This window comes from Candidatus Pelagibacter sp. Uisw_134_02 (assembly GCF_047720265.1).
Taxonomy (GTDB): Bacteria; Pseudomonadota; Alphaproteobacteria; order Pelagibacterales; family Pelagibacteraceae; genus Pelagibacter.
Genome location: NZ_CP159813.1, coordinates 460,918 through 478,565, shown reverse-complemented (window position 1 = coordinate 478,565; position 17,648 = coordinate 460,918). Strand labels below are relative to the sequence as shown.

26 protein-coding genes are annotated in these 17,648 nt (G+C 28.9%); 5 read left to right on the top strand and 21 right to left on the bottom strand.

The window, feature by feature from the left end:
- Positions 1-16: 16 nt before the first annotated feature.
- Genes topA through ABXT56_RS02595 form a run of 3 tightly spaced genes read left to right on the top strand, consistent with a single transcriptional unit; the run spans position 17 to position 3,227 of the window.
- Positions 17-2,617 carry a type I DNA topoisomerase gene (topA, locus tag ABXT56_RS02605; protein ID WP_415300999.1) on the top strand — a complete coding sequence of 867 codons (2,601 nt, stop codon included), beginning with the start codon at positions 17-19 and terminating at the stop codon, positions 2,615-2,617.
- Between the two features lie 2 nt (positions 2,618-2,619).
- On the top strand, positions 2,620-2,766 hold the full coding sequence (locus ABXT56_RS02600) for a hypothetical protein (RefSeq protein WP_415300997.1): 147 nt from the start codon (positions 2,620-2,622) through the stop codon (positions 2,764-2,766).
- Complete coding sequence (locus tag ABXT56_RS02595; protein ID WP_415300995.1) at positions 2,766-3,227, top strand: RidA family protein; 462 nt, start codon at positions 2,766-2,768, stop codon at positions 3,225-3,227. The genes ABXT56_RS02600 and ABXT56_RS02595 overlap by 1 nt, the downstream gene beginning before the upstream one ends.
- Here the strand turns inward: ABXT56_RS02595 and ABXT56_RS02590 are convergent.
- Together ABXT56_RS02590 and ABXT56_RS02585 are read right to left on the bottom strand one after the other, a co-directional pair.
- Positions 3,224-4,522, bottom strand: coding sequence for a UDP-glucose dehydrogenase family protein (locus tag ABXT56_RS02590; RefSeq protein ID WP_415300993.1), 1,299 nt, complete (start codon positions 4,520-4,522; stop codon positions 3,224-3,226). The two genes, ABXT56_RS02595 and ABXT56_RS02590, sit on opposite strands and share 4 nt — an antisense overlap.
- Complete coding sequence (locus tag ABXT56_RS02585; RefSeq protein ID WP_415300991.1) at positions 4,519-5,334, bottom strand: sugar phosphate nucleotidyltransferase; 816 nt, start codon at positions 5,332-5,334, stop codon at positions 4,519-4,521. Before ABXT56_RS02585 ends, ABXT56_RS02590 begins: the two co-directional genes overlap by 4 nt.
- Before the next feature lie 4 nt (positions 5,335-5,338).
- Here ABXT56_RS02585 and ABXT56_RS02580 point away from each other — a divergent pair, with 4 nt between their 5' ends.
- A complete protein-coding gene (locus ABXT56_RS02580; RefSeq protein WP_415300990.1) occupies positions 5,339-6,205 on the top strand; it encodes a pantoate--beta-alanine ligase in 867 nt (288 codons plus the stop codon).
- On the opposite strand, the gene mgtE is transcribed toward ABXT56_RS02580, so the two are convergent.
- On the bottom strand, positions 6,202-7,575 hold the full coding sequence (mgtE, locus tag ABXT56_RS02575; RefSeq protein WP_415300988.1) for a magnesium transporter: 1,374 nt from the start codon (positions 7,573-7,575) through the stop codon (positions 6,202-6,204). The genes ABXT56_RS02580 and mgtE overlap by 4 nt on opposite strands.
- A 61-nt stretch (positions 7,576-7,636) precedes the next feature.
- Here mgtE and lipB point away from each other — a divergent pair, with 61 nt between their 5' ends.
- Entirely contained in the window at positions 7,637-8,257 is a 621-nt protein-coding gene (lipB, locus tag ABXT56_RS02570; protein WP_415300986.1) for a lipoyl(octanoyl) transferase LipB, read from the top strand.
- On the opposite strand, the gene ABXT56_RS02565 is transcribed toward lipB, so the two are convergent.
- Genes ABXT56_RS02565 through rpmC form a run of 18 tightly spaced genes read right to left on the bottom strand, consistent with a single transcriptional unit; the run spans position 8,229 to position 17,648 of the window.
- Positions 8,229-9,152 (bottom strand): RluA family pseudouridine synthase, encoded by a 924-nt coding sequence (locus tag ABXT56_RS02565; protein WP_415300984.1) that lies wholly within the window; start codon positions 9,150-9,152, stop codon positions 8,229-8,231. The two genes, lipB and ABXT56_RS02565, sit on opposite strands and share 29 nt — an antisense overlap.
- Before the next feature lie 24 nt (positions 9,153-9,176).
- On the bottom strand, positions 9,177-9,614 hold the full coding sequence (gene rplQ, locus ABXT56_RS02560) for a 50S ribosomal protein L17 (protein ID WP_415300982.1): 438 nt from the start codon (positions 9,612-9,614) through the stop codon (positions 9,177-9,179).
- Positions 9,614-10,642, bottom strand: coding sequence for a DNA-directed RNA polymerase subunit alpha (locus ABXT56_RS02555; protein ID WP_415300980.1), 1,029 nt, complete (start codon positions 10,640-10,642; stop codon positions 9,614-9,616). The genes rplQ and ABXT56_RS02555 overlap by 1 nt, the downstream gene beginning before the upstream one ends.
- Before the next feature lie 3 nt (positions 10,643-10,645).
- Positions 10,646-11,098, bottom strand: a complete 453-nt coding sequence (gene rpsK, locus ABXT56_RS02550; protein WP_415300978.1) for a 30S ribosomal protein S11 — start codon at positions 11,096-11,098, stop codon at positions 10,646-10,648.
- 3 nt (positions 11,099-11,101) lie between these two features.
- On the bottom strand, positions 11,102-11,485 hold the full coding sequence (gene rpsM, locus ABXT56_RS02545; protein WP_415300976.1) for a 30S ribosomal protein S13: 384 nt from the start codon (positions 11,483-11,485) through the stop codon (positions 11,102-11,104).
- Positions 11,486-11,540: 55 nt separating this feature from the next.
- Positions 11,541-12,182, bottom strand: a complete 642-nt coding sequence (locus tag ABXT56_RS02540; protein ID WP_415300974.1) for an adenylate kinase — start codon at positions 12,180-12,182, stop codon at positions 11,541-11,543.
- A gap of 4 nt (positions 12,183-12,186) precedes the next feature.
- Positions 12,187-13,467 carry a preprotein translocase subunit SecY gene (secY, locus tag ABXT56_RS02535; RefSeq protein ID WP_415300972.1) on the bottom strand — a complete coding sequence of 427 codons (1,281 nt, stop codon included), beginning with the start codon at positions 13,465-13,467 and terminating at the stop codon, positions 12,187-12,189.
- 10 nt (positions 13,468-13,477) lie between these two features.
- A complete protein-coding gene (rplO, locus tag ABXT56_RS02530) occupies positions 13,478-13,936 on the bottom strand; it encodes a 50S ribosomal protein L15 (protein ID WP_415300970.1) in 459 nt (152 codons plus the stop codon).
- A complete protein-coding gene (rpsE, locus tag ABXT56_RS02525; RefSeq protein ID WP_415300968.1) occupies positions 13,936-14,448 on the bottom strand; it encodes a 30S ribosomal protein S5 in 513 nt (170 codons plus the stop codon). The genes rplO and rpsE overlap by 1 nt, the downstream gene beginning before the upstream one ends.
- 2 nt (positions 14,449-14,450) lie before the next feature.
- Positions 14,451-14,807, bottom strand: a complete 357-nt coding sequence (rplR, locus tag ABXT56_RS02520; RefSeq protein ID WP_415300966.1) for a 50S ribosomal protein L18 — start codon at positions 14,805-14,807, stop codon at positions 14,451-14,453.
- A complete protein-coding gene (rplF, locus tag ABXT56_RS02515; RefSeq protein WP_415300964.1) occupies positions 14,807-15,346 on the bottom strand; it encodes a 50S ribosomal protein L6 in 540 nt (179 codons plus the stop codon). Before rplF ends, rplR begins: the two co-directional genes overlap by 1 nt.
- Positions 15,346-15,741: a 30S ribosomal protein S8 gene (gene rpsH, locus ABXT56_RS02510; RefSeq protein WP_415300962.1), complete on the bottom strand. Its 396-nt coding sequence runs from the start codon at positions 15,739-15,741 to the stop codon at positions 15,346-15,348. The genes rplF and rpsH overlap by 1 nt, the downstream gene beginning before the upstream one ends.
- A gap of 10 nt (positions 15,742-15,751) precedes the next feature.
- On the bottom strand, positions 15,752-16,057 hold the full coding sequence (gene rpsN, locus ABXT56_RS02505) for a 30S ribosomal protein S14 (RefSeq protein ID WP_415300960.1): 306 nt from the start codon (positions 16,055-16,057) through the stop codon (positions 15,752-15,754).
- 2 nt (positions 16,058-16,059) lie between these two features.
- On the bottom strand, positions 16,060-16,614 hold the full coding sequence (gene rplE / locus ABXT56_RS02500; RefSeq protein WP_415300958.1) for a 50S ribosomal protein L5: 555 nt from the start codon (positions 16,612-16,614) through the stop codon (positions 16,060-16,062).
- Positions 16,614-16,862 carry a 50S ribosomal protein L24 gene (gene rplX / locus ABXT56_RS02495; RefSeq protein ID WP_415300956.1) on the bottom strand — a complete coding sequence of 83 codons (249 nt, stop codon included), beginning with the start codon at positions 16,860-16,862 and terminating at the stop codon, positions 16,614-16,616. Before rplX ends, rplE begins: the two co-directional genes overlap by 1 nt.
- Positions 16,863-17,231 (bottom strand): 50S ribosomal protein L14, encoded by a 369-nt coding sequence (gene rplN, locus ABXT56_RS02490; RefSeq protein WP_415300954.1) that lies wholly within the window; start codon positions 17,229-17,231, stop codon positions 16,863-16,865.
- Entirely contained in the window at positions 17,228-17,464 is a 237-nt protein-coding gene (gene rpsQ, locus ABXT56_RS02485) for a 30S ribosomal protein S17 (protein WP_415300952.1), read from the bottom strand. The genes rplN and rpsQ overlap by 4 nt, the downstream gene beginning before the upstream one ends.
- A complete protein-coding gene (gene rpmC / locus ABXT56_RS02480) occupies positions 17,457-17,648 on the bottom strand; it encodes a 50S ribosomal protein L29 (RefSeq protein ID WP_168606170.1) in 192 nt (63 codons plus the stop codon). The genes rpsQ and rpmC overlap by 8 nt, the downstream gene beginning before the upstream one ends.

Here is a 17,648-nt window from a genome sequence, read left to right as displayed (position 1 = left end):
AGTAATTTGTTTAATAATGAATCTTGTAGTCGTAGAAAGTCCAGCTAAAGCAAAAACTATCAATAAATATCTAGGTGATGATTATATTGTATTAGCAAGTTATGGTCATATTAGAGACCTTCCTTCGAAAAATGGTTCTGTTGATCCAGAAAATAATTTTAAAATGGAATGGGAAGTAGATAGTTTTTCTAAAAAATATCTTAAAGAAATTACAGATGCGGCTAAAATTTCTTCAAAAATTATACTAGCAACAGACCCCGACCGTGAGGGAGAGGCGATTGCTTGGCATGTTAAAGAATATTTACATGAGAAAAAATTAATTAAGGACAAGCATGTAGAAAGAGTTGTTTTTAATGAAATTACAAAAAAAGCAGTTATTCATGGAATTGAAAACCCACGACAAATAGAGCCACTACTTGTTGATGCCTATATGGCTAGAAGAGCCTTAGACTATTTAGTTGGCTTTAATATATCACCAATTTTATGGACAAAGTTACCTGGTTCTAAATCTGCAGGGCGTGTTCAGTCAGTTGCCTTAAAATTAATTACAGAACGAGAACATGAAATAGAACTTTTTGATCCTGAAGAATTTTGGACTTTAGGTGTTCAATTCAACGACAATGATAAAAATTCTATATTAGCAAGTATCACTCAATTGAATGATAAAAAAATTGAAAAATTTTCTTTTAAAAATAAAGCTGAAATTGACAAAGCGATGGAAGAAGTAAAATCTAAGAAGTTCAATATAAATGACATTTCAAGCAAAGTTGTAAACAGAAACCCTTCTGGACCTTTTACTACATCTACATTACAGCAAGTTTCTTCTGGTAGATTAGGATTTGGAGCATCACGTACAATGCAAATAGCTCAAAAACTTTATCAAGGTATAGAAATAGATGGTGAAACTATTGGTCTTATCACGTACATGCGAACAGACGGCACCAACTTATCGACGGACGCTATAGACACCTTTAGAAAATATATAAAAAATGAGTTTGGTAAAGAATATGTTCCAGATAATGCAGCAAGTTACTCTGGGAAAAAAGCTAAAAATGCTCAAGAAGCACATGAAGCAATTAGACCCACAGATATTGTGCGAGCACCAGATACTGTTAAAAGATATCTAAGTCCAGATCAGCATAAATTATACGATTTAATTTGGAGTAGAGCCCTATCCTCTCAAATGAAACCTGCTCAATTTGATAGAAATACTATAACAATAACTTCAGATGATAATGGAACAATCTGTAAGGCTAGTGGATCTGTTATTAAGTTTGATGGCTTTTTAAAGGTTATGAAAGATACAAAAAAAGATGATGATGAAGATATCCTTCCTAAAATGAACAAAGGTCCAGTTAATATAGAAGCTTTATTAGATGAACAACATTTTACACAACCACCACCAAGATACTCAGAAGCGAGTTTAGTTAAAAAATTAGAAGAGCTAGGTATTGGTAGGCCTTCAACTTATGCGAGTATAGTATCCGTTATATCTAATAGAGGGTATGCAGAAGCAATTAATAAAAGATTTCACCCAACTGATCGTGGTAAACTAATTTCTGCTTTTCTTGAAAAACTTTTTTCTAAATATGTTGACTATAACTTCACTGCAAGTTTGGAAAATCAACTTGATGATATTACTGCAGGTAAAGAAGGATGGATAAAAGTTCTGGAGTTATTTTGGAAAGACTTTAATCAAAATGTATCCGACGTTAAAGAGAAAAGAACTAGAGAAGTTTTAGATCTATTAAACGATAGTCTAGGAAGTTTAATTTTTGAAAGAGATACAGATGGAAATATTAATAGACAATGTAAGTTATGTGACAGCGGATCATTAAGTTTAAAAAATAGTTTTAGAGGTGGTGCTTTTATTGGTTGTTCAAATTATCCAGATTGTAAATTTACCAGACCACTGTCTAAAGCAAAAGCAGCTGCTCAATCTCAACTAGCTGAACCAAAATTTGTAGGTAAGCATGAAAATGGCAATGACATGTACCTTAAAAATGGAAGGTTTGGGCCCTACTTGCAGTATGAAAAAATTGAGGAAATAAAAGAAGAAATTATAGTTGAAACAAAAAAGAAAAAGAAAGCAAAAAAAAAGAAGATAGAAAAAAAAGATAATAATTTTAGAAATGTCTCTATACCTAAAGGAATTACATTAGATAGCATGGATCTTGATAGAGCTAAATTTTTATGCTCATTACCAAAAAGTTTAGGTATTAACCCTGAAAATCAAAAAGATATAATATTAAACTCAGGAAGATTTGGTCCATATTTAAAATGTGAAAACAAATCAGCAAGAATTGAAAATGTTGAGGAGATCTTCTCAATTGGTCTTAATAGAGCAATAACTCTAATAGCGGAGGCTAAACCAGGTAGAATGACTACATCAATTATAAAAGATTTAGGAGAACACCCTGAAGACAAAAAACCCATTAGAGTAATGAAGGGTCAGTACGGACCTTACATCAAATATAAGTCTTTAAATGCAACTATACCAGAGGAGAAAGATCCATTAGAATTAAATATTGAGGACGCATTAATATTGATTGAGAAAAGAAAAGAATACGATAAAAGTAAAAAAAGTAAAATAAAAAAAGTTAAAAAAAAAGGATAATAATGATAAAAAAAATGTTTTTAATTATAGTGGCAATTACCTTAACATCATGCACTAGTATTAAAGAAAAAATGCCTAATTTAGAGAGAAAAGCTTGCACAGATGATAAAGCTAAAACAGTAGCAGATTTAATTTGTAAAAAAAAATAATGTCATTTGATAATAAAATTAAAGAATTAAATCTTGAACTGCCAGAAGCAAGAGATCCTGTTGGATCATATGTTGCAACTAAAATTATTGGTAAAATGCTTTTTGTTTCAGGTCAAATTTCAATAGCTGAAAACGGTGAGTTAATAAAAGGTAAAATTGGAAAAGAATTAACGACTGAAGATGGTTACCAAGCTGCTAAAAGATGTGGTTTAAATATAATTGCCCAAGTAAAAAAATCTTGTGAAGGTGATTTGTCAAAAATTAAATCATGCATAAAATTAACAGGTTTTGTTAATTCAACTGAAAATTTTACAGAACAACCTAAAGTAATCAATGGTGCTTCTGATTTAATTGTTTCTGTTTTTGGAGAAGCTGGTATGCACACTAGAGCTGCTGTGAGCACAAACAGCTTGCCACTTGGAGTCTCTGTTGAGGTTGATGCTATTTTTGAATTAAGTTAACGTCCAATACCAAAATATTTTATTTTCAGATTTCTCATTTTAGTAGGTGAATAGATATTTCTCATATCAAAAATTACAAAATTTTTTTTGTTAACTTCTTTTTTAAAATTTATAGATTTGAAATCGTTCCACTCTGTGTGAATTATTATTAAGTCAGAGTCTTTTATTGCCAAGTTAATACTATCTGAAAATTTAACATTTTTTATTTTTTTAAATTCGTCTTTTTCACCTGTAGGGTCAAAATAATTTATTTTGGCTCCTTTTTTAATCAATGAAGGTATCATAGATAAACTTGAAGAATCACGCATATCATCAGTATTAGCTTTAAATGTTACCCCTAAAAAACATATTTTTTTACCCTTAACTTTATTTTTTAGAATATTAAAAACTCTTTTTAGTAAAAGTGATGATCTATTTTGATTTGATTTAATTACACTTTTAATCACTGACAAACTAGTATTAAATTTATCTGCCGTAGTAACTACGGCTTTAGTATCTTTTGGAAAACATGAGCCACCATAAGCAGGACCTGCCCTAAGGAACCTACCACCAATTCTTTTATCAAGACCCATACCAATAGAAATATCTTCAATATTAACATCAATTTTTTCACATAAGTTTGCTAGCTCATTAATAAAAGTTATTTTTGTAGCCAAAAAAGCATTAGAAGCATACTTAATAAGTTCTGCTGCTCTTCTGGATGTATTCACAAACTTAGCTCCTTTTGATGTCAGAGGTGAATAAAGATTCTTTAAAATTCTATTAGATTTCTTATCATTTGTACCAATCACAACTCTATCCGGATAAATAAAATCTCTTATAGCTTCGCCTTCACGCAAAAACTCGGGATTCGACACAACTGAAAAAAGCTTTTTAGAAACTTTTTGAGAAATAATTTTTTCAATTTCATCACCAGTTGTAACGGGAACTGTAGATTTAGTTATGATTATCTTAAATTTAGAAATAGAACTTCTTATTTCTTTGGCTACATTATAGATTTGACTCAAGTCAGCACTATTATCTTTTTTTTTAGTTGGTGTGCCAACACAAATAAAAATAATGTCTGACTTTGAAATTGAGTTTTTTAAGTCTGTAGAAAATTTTAGTCTTTTATTCTTATAATTTTTTAAAACCAATTCATCTAAACCTGGTTCATAAATAGGAATTACCCCTTTTTTTAAACCGTCAATTTTTTGAATATCACGGTCAACACAGATAACATCATTTCCCAGATCTGAAAAACAAACTCCACTTACTAATCCAACATATCCTGTTCCTATCATGCATAACTTCATATCTTAGCAATCTCCAAAGTAGAGTTAATATAACCATTCATTGTTCCGCAGTCTAAATATTTACCTGAAAAATTATGGCCAATAAATTTATCATTGTCATCAATCAACAACTGGATAGCATCAGTAATATGAATCTCACCACCTTTACCAGGTTTGAGTTTGGATAATTTGCTAAAGATAGTTTTTGGTAAAATATACCTACCAATAACAGCATTTCTTGAAGGGGCTTGTTTAACGGAGGGTTTTTCTACTACACTTTTGATAATAAAGTTTTCGTTATTAATTTTTTTTTTAATGTCGTAAATACCCCATCTTGAAACTTCTTTTTTATCTACCTTCATACTAGCCATAACAGATGAATTAAATTTTTTATGAATAGCAATCATAGTTTTAGAGCAATTTTTTTTAACTATTAAATCATCTGGTAATAACATTAAAAAAAAATCATCTTTAATAATATTTTTAGTTTTAAGAACAGCATCTCCAGTGCCTAGTGGCTTATCTTGGAAAACAAACTTAATCATTTTTTTATATTTTAAAATTTTTTTATATTCGTTTAAAATTCGCAAATCGTTTTTACGTTTGATTATATCCTTATAAAATTTATCATTATAAAAATATTTCTTAATCATTATTTTTTTTTGAGAAATTATAAAAATAACCTCTTTAATCCCAGCCTCAATGCATTCATCAAGTATATACTCAATTCCTGCTTTACCATTGATGGGTAAAAGTTCTTTAGCAAAAACACTAGTTAGAGGAAGCAGTCTAGTTCCAAGACCAGCTAAAGGAATTATCGCTTGTTTAATCATATAAATGTTTTACTTATTAATCTTATTATTACAAATGAAATTAATAAAACAAATAACTGATTTAAATAAGGCAATTCATAAAGAAAATGATTTAGGGTTTATTCCTACAATGGGCTGTCTTCACAAAGGACATGAATTTTTGATTAAAGAATCTCAAAAACTTTGTAAAAAAACACTAGTTAGCATCTTTGTAAATCCTACTCAATTTAACAATAAAGAAGATTACAAAACTTATCCTAGAAACTTAAGTAAAGACTTAAAATTATTAAGAAATTTAAGAGTTGATTTTTTATATTTACCCTCTGTAGATCAAATCTATAGAAATAAGAATTTGACCAAAATTACTCTAAAAAAATCACAAAAAATCTTATGTGCAAAATATAGAAAAGGTCATTTTGAGGGTGTGCTTGATGTTTTAAATCGTTTTATAAAATTAATATCACCCAAAATGATGTTTATGGGTGAAAAAGATTATCAACAATATTTTTTAACACGAAATTTTTTTTCAAAAAAATATAAAACAAAAGTATGTTCTTGCAGAACAATTAGAGACTTAAATGGTGCTGCTTTATCATCAAGAAATAAACTTTTAAAAAAAGATGACCTCAAAACTTCAGGACAAATTGCTAATAAATTGATTAGATTAAAGAGATCAATATATAAGAAAAATGCTATCGCTAATATTAATAATAAACAATATAAAGAAATAATTAAAAAAACTAGAGAAAACTTAACTAAAAAATTTAACATCAGAATTGAGTATATAGAATGTAGAAACTTACACACTCTTTCTACAAATGTTAAAAATAAACCTTTTAAAATTTTTATGTCTTATTATTTAAATAATATAAGGTTGATTGATAACTTTTAAAGAAAATAAGCACTCACACCTAAGAAAGATACAAAACCTATAACATCAGTTATTGTGGTTACAAATACACTTGAAGCAATAGCTGGATCAATATCCATTTTCTTTAGAGTTATTGGTACAACAATTCCAAATAGACCAGCTACTATCATCGTAAGAACCATTGAAATTGATATAATCATTGATAGTAATAAATCTTCAAACCAAATTTGAACAACAAAAGCACTTATAATTGCAAAAATAATACCATTTAAAACTCCAATATTAAATTCTTTCAAAATATTTTGTAAGAAATTATTTTTAGTTAAATCATTTGTCGCTAGAGTTCTAACTGTAACGGCTAATGTTTGCATACCAGCATTACCACCCATAGAAGCAACAATCGGCATCAAAAATGCTAAAACAACCATTTGTTCTATAGTTGCACCAAACAAACTAATAACCCATGTTGCAAGAAATGCAGTAAAAAGATTTAACAAAAGCCAGTTAAATCTTCTCTTTGTTTTTTTAAAAACACCATCTGTAATTTCTTCATCACCTACCCCAGCCAATCTTAAAGCATCTTCCTCTGCCTCTTCTTTTAAAACTGTTAAAACATCGTCGTAAGTAATCATACCAACTAACTTATTAGTTTTATCAACAACAGCAGCAGAATTTAAGTTGTAATTTTCAAAGACATTACCAACTTCTTCTTTATCCATATCAACTGGAATAAGCAGTTGAGATTCGGACATAATAGAGAGCATCTTAATTTCTCTAGAAGCAGTTAATACTTTAGAGGAAGGAACAGTTCCAATTGGCTTAAAATCTTCTTCTACAATAAAAATTTCAAGAAATTCCTCAGGTAAATCTTTGTTTTCACGGAGGTAATCAATTGTTTGACCAACTGACCAGTTACTTGGAATAGCTGTAAAATCTCGCTGCATTATTCTTGCTGCAGTATCTTCTGGGTAACTTAAACTCTCTAATAAAGCAAATCGATCTTTTGGGGGTAATGAACTAAGTATGTCATTTTTATCTTTTTCATCTACATTTTCTAAAATTGCAATAGCATCATCGGATTCAAGATTCTTTAAAAGTTTAACAATTGAGCCTGATGAAAGATAAGCAATAATTTCAGATTGAACAGATTCATTAAGTTCAATGAAAACTTCAGGGTCTATATTAAAATTATTAAGTTTTATTAAGTTTTCCCTGTCATTCTGACCAAGATGTTCAATGATGTCAGCTGCATCAGCTGGATGCATTTCCTTAAATGAATTTGTAATAAATATAGCGTCATTGTTAGCAATCTTATTGTTAACAACTTTAAGATATTCTTTGTTAAACTCAAAATTAACTTTTTTATCTTTTATTTTTTTTATTAAAGACATAAATTTACCTACAAATCAATTTTGCACTAATAGAGTATAATGAGAATAATACAATTTATAAATGAATATAGAAATTAAAAAGTCAATAAAACCAATAAAATATGTAGATGCTATAGAGCTTCTTGAGGCAAGATTGAAGGATATTAGTGATAATAAAAAAAATGATTTAATTTGGATTTTAGAACATGAAGAAATTTACACAGCAGGAACTAGCTATAAAGAAGAAGAAATATTAAATAAAAACATAAAACTATTAAAAACTAATCGAGGTGGTAAAATTACATATCATGGTCCAGGTCAATTAGTATGTTATTTTGTGATAGATTTAAAAAAAAGACAAAAAGATATTAGAAAATTTATTACATTAATTGAAAAAACAATTATTGAAAGTTTGAATGAATTTAATATTAAATCATATGGTGATTCAAAAAATATTGGTGTCTGGATTAATAATAAATCTGGTATAAAAAAAGTTGCTGCTATTGGCATAAGAGTAAGTAAATGGGTTGCTTATCATGGCTTTGCAATTAATATAAAAAATGATTTATCAAAATACCAAAATATAATTCCATGTGGTATTTCAGATAAAGGTGTGACCAATTTAAAAGAAATTATTGATCAAAATTATGATGGATTAAGTGATATTCTTGTTGCTAACTTGTCAAGGAACTTGGAAACTTAAGTCTTTTAGTTTTTAAAAGTTTTTTAAAATAGTCTGGAAGTAAAGCTGTATAAGTATGCTTTTTATCATTTATCATAAATTTAATTTGGAAAGAATGTAACATTAAATTTTTATTAATCGCTTTGTTCGTATTATCAAATTTATATTTTTGATCACCATATATAGGACAGCCAGCTGCATATAATTGTTTTCTAAGTTGATGTTTTCTACCTGTTATAGGTTTCATTTCAACCAAACTACAAATTGAGTTTTTGTCTAAAACTTTATAAATAGTTTTAGCTTTTTCTACTATCTCTTTATCATTATCATATCTGGTCAAGTCATCGTTCCATTCGCCAGAGTCTTTTTGTAACTCACCATGACAAATAGCTAAATAAGTTTTATGAACTTTTCTTAATCTAAATAATGATGTTAACAGTTGTGCAGCCTCTCTATGTTTTGCCATGATAAAAACTCCAGAAGTATCTTTGTCTAGTCGATGAACAGAAAAAGGTTTCGAATTTTGAAAAATATCACTTCTACTAAAAATATCTACAAGGTTTTTTTTTGATTTGGTTCCACCTTGAACTGAAATACCTGAGCTTTTATTTAGAACAATAAAATCATTATTATTATCAATTATTAAATCTTCGTTCTCTTTGACGACTTCTTCTGATGGTATGAATTTAATTTTTTTTTGAACAATTTTTTCTTTAAAAACAAAATTAAATAAATCAACAATATCTCCAGTTTTTACTTTCTGAGAACTTTTTACTTTTTTATTGTTTATCTTAACTTTTCCATTTTTTAAACTTTTTTCAATTAAACCCTGCGGGTAGTTACCTAAGTTATTCCGAATCCATCTATCAATACGCATATCGTTAAACGTTGATTTAACGTTAAATGACTTTTTCATGATGATATAATTTTATATAAAAAATTAAGCAGTAGCTAATTTTTTCTCTTCTTTTTGATTTTTTGTTGGTTCTTTTTTCTTTTTATCAACTCTTTTTGCCTCTACATCTCTATCAACAAATTCAATTACTGCCATTGGTGCATTATCTCCATATCTAAAACCAGCTTTAATAATTCTAGTATAACCACCATTTCTTTTTTCATATCTTTTTGATAAAGTTTTTGTAACTTTACGGGCAGATGTAATATCTTGTAATTTAGTCATCAGCATTTTCGTTGTTAATAAAGTTTCTTTTTTACCTAAAGTAATTATCTTATCAGCCTGTGGTTTTAGGAATTTAGCTTTTGGAAGTGTGGTAGTGATCTGCTCATATTTTATTAAAGAATTTAACATATTCTTTAATAAAGCTTTTCTATGTTCAGAAGTTCTATTTAACTTCTTATTAGCCATTCCGTGTCTCATTAGATTTGTTCCTCTAACTTTTTAGACATTTCTGCTATATTATCTGGCGGCCAGTTTGGTATTTCCATTCCAAGATATAAAGACATTCCTGTTAAAACTTCCTTAATTTCATTTAATGATTTTCTTCCAAAGTTAGGAGTTCTCAACATTTCGCCTTCTGATTTTTGCACAAGATCACCAATGTAAATAATATTATCATTTTTTAGACAATTCATAGAACGAACTGATAACTCTAACTCATCAACTTTTCTTAGAAGGTTTTTATTAAACTCTGGTTCTGTAGATACTTCTTTAACTGGAGCTTCTACAGGTTCGTCAAAGTTAACAAACATATTTAATTGATCTTGAAAAATTCTTGCAGAGTAAGCAACAGCATCTTCTGCTGATATTGAACCATTTGTTTCTACATCCATGGTTAATTTATCATAATCTAAAGCTTTTCCCTCTCTTGCTGTACTTATTGAATATGAAACTTTTTTAACAGGACTATATAAGGAATCTATAGCAATTAAACCTAAAGGTGGTTCTTCTGGTTTATTCATTACTGCTGGCACATATCCTTTTCCTGTTGAAACATTCATTTCCATATGAAAATGTGTATTTTCATCTAAGTTGCAAATTACAAGATCAGGATTTAAAATTTCAATATCAGTTACAGGGGCTATATCAGAAGCTTTAATTTCACCTGGGCCTTTAGCATCTAAGATAAGTTTTTTAATTCCTTCAAAAGAACTCTTTAAAGCAAGTGACTTAACATTTAAAACAATGTCTGTTACGTCTTCTCTAACACCCTTAATAGAGGTAAACTCATGCAATACTCCATCGATTTGAATTGAAGTTACGGCAGCTCCTCTAATAGAAGAAAGTAAAATTCTTCTTAAAGAGTTACCTAAAGTTAATCCATAACCTTTTTCTAAAGGTTCAGCAATAATTTTAGCTTGTGATTTATCATCACTAATTTTAACCTCTAATTGAGCTGGTTTAATTAATGCTTTCCAATTTTTAGCATTTACATTTAAGCTTTCCATTTACTAAACTCTCCTTTTTTTTGGTGGTCTTACGCCGTTATGTGGCATTGGTGTGGTATCTTTTATTGAAAGAATCTTGAATCCTCTAGCCTGCAAAGCTCTTAAAGCTGTCTCTCTTCCTGAACCAGGCCCCTTAACTTCAACAGACAAAGTCTTCATTCCATAATCTAAAGCTTTTGAAGCAGCAGCATCTGCTGCAATTTGTGCTGCATATGGTGTTGATTTTCTTGAGCCTTTAAATCCTTTTTGTCCAGCAGATGCCCATGAAATAACATTTCCATTAGTATCAGCTATTGAGATTATAGTGTTATTAAAAGTTGATTGTACGTAAGCAATTCCATTAAGAATATTTTTTTTAATTTTCTTTTTTTTTGAATACGAACTTTTTTTAGATTTTTTATCTATTTTTTTTTCAACAACAGCTTCTTTATTTTCAACTTTATCTACTTTTGCCATAAATTATTTTTTAAGTGGTGTTAATTTTTTACCAGCAATAGCAATTGCCTTACCTTTTCTAGTTCTTGCATTACATCTTGTTCTTTGTCCTCTTACTGGAAGTTTTTTTCTGTGTCGAGATCCTCTATAACAAGCAAGATCAATTAATCTTTTTATAGTTAAAGAATAATCTCTTCTTAAGTCACCTTCTACTTTAAAATTTGCATCAATATATTCTCTTATCTTTAAAATATCTTCATCTGTAAGTTCATTTATTCTTTTTGCTTTAGGAATTTCCAATGAATTACATATTTGATTTGAAAATTTATCTCCAATACCATAGATGTACGTCAGTCCTATGTGAACAAGTTTGTTTTGCGGAATATTTACACCTGCTATACGAGCCATATTTTTGAGAATAAATTTAGCCTTTTATATAAGAAGATGTTGTAAAGTCAATGTCTTAAACATTAAGTATATGGTTGATTTTGCTGTTAATTTGATCGATTTCTGCTGCTCCATCAATCTCAGTGAAATTTGAGTTTTTGATATAAAAATCTAAAACTGGTTTTGTAGCAGTCATATATGTGTCATATCGTGCAATAACTATCTCTATATCGTCATCTTTTCTTTTTTTTAGATGTTCTGGACCACAAGGATGAAGATTAATCTCTTCTTTATTAAAATACTCATTTAAAGCCATATTGCATTTTTCACAAGTCATTCTACCCATAATTCGTTTTTCAATTATATCTCTTGAAACATTTAAAAAAATTGTATGATCGATAGTTTGATTGAATTCTTTTAAAATTAATTCTAGGTTTATTGCTTGATCAACATTTCTTGGATATCCATCAAAAATAATTCTATCTCTGTATTTTAGGTTGGTTATAGATTGTTTAAGTAAGTTATTGACTATTTCATCTGAAACAAATTCTCCATTAGATATAAGTTTATCTATTTCAGAACCAAGTACTGTGTTTAATTTAACTTCATTTCTTAATAAATTCCCTGTTGAAAGTTGAAAGTAATTATATTTTTTAACAATAAATTGAGCTTGTGTTCCCTTGCCAGCGCCTGGAGGACCAAATAAAATTATATTCACAATTTTACTTACCGAATTTTGTTTTTTTTATTAATTGCTCATATTGAGAGCTCATTAATCTTGTTTGTATTTGAGTTACAGTATCAATTGCTACTACAACAACAATTAGAATTGAAGTTCCACCCAAATAGAAAGGTATTGGATAATTTGCAATTAGGAACTCTGGCATTAAACATACCATCGTAAGATAAAGTGCACCTATTGTTGTAAGTTTTGTTACAATTTTTTCTATATATAAAGCAGTATTTTCTCCAGGCCTTATTCCAGGAACAAATCCACCATATTTTCTTAAATTATCAGCAGTTTCTGTGGGATTAAAAGTTATTGATGTGTAAAAAAAAGTAAAGAAGATTATTCCTGATGCATAAAGCAACATGTATAGTGGTTGTCCTTGTGTAAAGTAAGAGCTTATATTTAAAAAAGCATCATTATCAGAAAAACTAAAATTTGAAAATGTTACTGGCAACAATAATAGTGCTGATGCAAATATTGCAGGAATAACACCTGCTTGATTTATCTTTAAAGGTAAATGTGAAGACTCTCCACCATACATTTTGTTACCCATTTGTCTTTTAGGATAATTAATAAGAATTTTTCTTAATGCCCTTTCCATAAAAACAATAAACATAATTGTTGCAACTAATAAAACAAATATTGCTATAATCATAATAGTTGATACAGCGCCTGTTCTACCTAATTCAAAAGTGGTAACCAATGCTCTTGGAATTTCAGCAACAATCCCTGCAAAAATAATTAATGAAATACCATTTCCGATTCCTCTTTGAGTTATTTGTTCACCCAGCCACATCAAAAACATTGTGCCAGCAACAATTGTAGAAACAGTTGTAATTTTAAAAAATAAACCTGGATTAATTACTAAATCAGCAGAAGATTCTAAACCAACTGACAATCCGTATCCTTGAACAGTTGCCAGTAAAACAGTTCCATATCTTGTTATTTGAGTTATTTTTGCTCTACCAGTCTCACCTTGAGATTTTAAATTTTTAAAATAATCTGATACACCTGTTAATAACTGCACAATAATCGATGATGAGATATACGGCATTATTCCTAAAGCAAAAATAGCCATTCTACTAACAGCACCACCCGCAAAAACGTTAAACATACCAAGTAATCCTTTTTGATTACCACTCATCATAATTTGCAGTTGTTCTGGGTCAATTCCTGGAAGTGGCACAAAAGTACCAAATCTATAAACTGCAAGAATAAATATTGTAAAAATTATTCTATTTTTAAGATCATTAGTTTGAGAAGATGAACTCATAATATCTTAATTACTTTTTTAACTGAATTGTTCCGCCAGCTTTCTCTAATTTTTCAACTGCAGATTTTGAAATTAGGTCTGCTTCAATATTAACTTTGTCTTTAATTTCACCTGAACCAAGAATTTTTAATTTTTCAGAATTTTTATTAATTAATTTAAGTTTTTTAAATAATGCAATATTTATTGTATCGCTAGGATTTATTACTTTTTCATTAATGAATGATTGGATTTTTTCTAAATTCATTATTGCAATTATTGACTGATATCTTTTAATTGCATTAAAGCCTCTTTTCGGCAATCTTCTATATAATGGCATTTGGCCACCCTCAAATGATTTAATAGCAACACCAGATCTAGACTTTTGACCTTTGACACCTCTACCTGATGTTTTGCCTTTACCTGATCCAATTCCTCTACCAACTCTAATTTTTGTCTTAGTTACTTTTCCAATTGTATTAAGTGTGCTCATTATCCTCTTTTTTCGATTACATCAGAAATTTTTTTATTTCTAATTGTTGCTATATGTTTTGGTGAATTTTGTTTCGACAAAGCTTTCATTGTTGCTCTAATCATATTATGAGGGTTTGATGTACCCATTGATTTAGCAACTATATCTTTAATTCCTAAAACCTCACAAACAGCTCTAACAGGTCCACCTGCAATAATACCCGTTCCTTTTGGAGCAGATCTTAGAACAATTTTACCTGCACCATCTTTACCATAAACATCATGATGGATTGTTCTTCCTTCTCTTAATGGAATGTGAATTAATTTTCTTCTAGCAGTTTCGTTTGCTTTTTTAATTGCATCAGGAACTTGTTTAGCTTTAGCATGAGCTATCCCAATTTTACCTGCTTGGTTTCCAACAACAACTAGGGCAGAAAAACCAAATCTACGTCCACCCTTTACAACTTTTGTAATTCTGTTTATATGAACAAGTTTTTCTAAAATACCATCATCATTTTTATTCTTAAAATCCATAATTAAAATTCCATCCCATTTTTACGTAGTGTTTCGGCAAATGCCTTAACTCTACCGTGATATTTATATATTCCTCTATCAAAATATATTTTTGTTATTTTTTTTACTTGTGCTTTTTTTGCTAATTTCTCTGCTACTATTTTAGAAACTTCAGTTTTATTAGTTTTTTCCATTGATCTAATATCTTTTTCAATTGATGAACATGAAACTAGGGTTACATTTTTAACATCGTCAATAATTTGTGCAGAAATGTTTTTTGATGATCTAGATATGCACAATCTTAGTCTGTCAGCAGAAGAAACTTTTTTTAATTTCCCAGTTACTCTAAATTTTTTCCTTTGAATGGTATTTAATTTCATTATTTTTTCTTTCCTTCTTTTCTTAAGATATGTTGGCCTTGTTCTCGAATACCTTTGCCTTTATAAGGTTCTGGTTTTCTAAAAGATTTAATTTTAGATACAACCATTCCAACCAATTGTTTATCTGAACCACTAACTTTAACAATAGTTTGCTTTTCAACAGCAATTTTTATTCCTTCTGGAATATCAAAGTTAATATCATGGCTATAACCAAGTTGTAAATTTAATTGTTTTTCTTTTAATGCTGCCCTATATCCAACGCCTACAAGCTCAAGTATTTTCTCATACCCTGAACTTGAACCAATTATTGCGTTATTAATTAAACTTCTATTCATACCCCATAATCTTTTAGAGTTTTGATCTATTTTTTTTGGTTTAATTGATATTTCTTTTCCTTCTGTAATGTCTATTTTGAACATTTCCAAATCAACATTTAGAGTTTTTTTACCTAATGGCCCCTCAATATTTAAAACATTACCTGACAAAACTGCTTTAACTTTTTGAGGAATTGAAATATTTATTTTACCAATTTTAGACATTAAAACACCTTACAAATTATTTCACCACCAACTTTTTGTTTTCTAGCTTCAATATCAGTCATTACACCTTTCGGTGTTGATACGATTGCTATGCCAAGACCACCATTAATTTTTGGTAAACTGTCAGCACTTGAAAATATTCTTCTTCCTGGCTTTGAAACTCTTTCAAAAGTACTAATAACTGGGTTTCCAGAATAATATTTTAAATCTACAGATAAAGTTGGTTTATTGTTTTCTTCCTCAATTTTATAATCATTTATAAAACCTTCACTTTTAAGAATATTTGCAATTTTAACTTTAAAATTAGAAGATGGTAATGCTACTTTTTTATGATTTCTCACTTGTGCATTTTTTATTCTAGCAATCATATCCCCAATCGGGTCACTTAAACTCATATTTTCCTTTCTACCAGCTTGACTTAGTCATGCCAGGAATTAATCCATGCAGTCCTAAGTCTCTTAAGGCTATTCTTGATATTTTTAGTTTTCTATAAACGCCATGTGGTCTCCCAGTAATTTGACATCTATTCATTACTCTATTTTTTGCCGAATTACGTGGCAAGTTAGATAATTTTTGTTGTGCTTTAAATCGTTCTTCTAAAGATATTTTTTTATCCATCACTATTTTTTTTAAAGCTTGTCTCTTTTTAAAAAGTTTATCAGAAAGTTTAATTCTTCTATTATTTTTATTAACTGCGCTTACTTTAGCCATTACTAATTATCTCCTTTTTTAATGAATGGAAAATTTAGTTTTTCTAATAGTGCAAAACTATGTTCTTTGTTTAAAGCTGAGATTACTACAACTATATCAAGACCTCTAATTTTATCTATTCTATCAAAATTAACCTCTGGAAAAATTATATGTTCTTTAATTCCAAAAGTATAATTACCAAACTTATCAAAACCCTTAGAAGATAACCCTCTAAAATCTTTAATTCTTGGTAAAGCTATGTTCACAAGTCTGTCTATGAATTCGTACATTTTATTACCTCTTAAAGTAACTTTTAATCCTGCATTAGAACCTTTTCTAGTTTTAAAGTTTGCTACAGATTTTTTAAATTTTGTTATAACTGGTTTTTGACCTGTAATTTTCCCTAGATCTTCTTCAGTAGATTTCATAATTTTAGAATCTGCTGCATCTAGTCCTAGACCCATATTAATCACTACTTTTTGCAATTTAGGACCCATATAAGTATTCTTAAAACCAAGCTTATCTTTTAACTGTGTTTGAATTTCTCTGTAATAAAGTTCTTTTAATCTTGGTGTCATTATTTTTTAGCCTCAGTTTTTGTTTTTTTTACTTTATCATCAACAAGTTTAAGATTTGAGATATGAATAAAGCTCTCTTTAGAGATTATTCCACCTTTTTTTTCTTTTGTTGTTTTAACATTTTTTTTCACTATATTAATACCCTGTACTTTTGCTCTATTATTTGGTCTATCGACCTCAATAACTTCACCTTCTTTTTTTTTGTCTCTTCCAGTTAGTACTATAACTTTTAGTCCTTTTTTTATCATTTATAAAACCTCTGGAGCCAACGAAATTATTTTCATTTGACCTCTATTTCTTAATTCTCTTGTTACAGGACCAAAAATTCTAGTTCCAACTGGTTCTCCCTTATCATCAACTAAAACTGCAGCATTATTATCAAATCTAACTTTAGATCCATCTTCTCTATGAATTCCTTTTTTTACTCTTACTACAACTGCCTTATGCACAGAGCCTTTTTTAACTTTACCCTTAGGCAAAGCTTCTTTGACAGCAATAACAATAGTATCACCAATACTTGCATATCTTCGTTTAGATCCACCTAAAACTTTAATACATTCTATTCTTTTTGCACCCGTATTGTCAGCTACTAATAATTCAGTTTGTACTTGTATCATTTAGATCCATCCATTACTTCAAATTTTTTGTTTTTAGAAAAAGGCTTACATTCAATAATCGAAACTACATCTCCAGTTTTAAATCTATTATTTTCGTCATGCGCATTATATTTCTTTCTAACTTTTACAACTTTTTTTAATACTGGATGTGAGTATTTTCTTTCAACAGACACTGTTATAGTTTTGTTGGGTTTATCACTTGTTACTACTCCTGTTAATATTTTCTTAGGCATTTAATTTTCCTTTAAGTGTAGTTTTTAATCTTGCTATAGTTTTTTTAGTTTGTCCAATTTTAGACGGATCTGTAATTTGTGAGTTAATTTTTTGAAATCTAAAATTAAATAAATCTTTTTTTAATTTGTCTATATTTTTAATAACTTCATCTTTAGATAATTTCTTAATTTCTTGTTTTTTCAT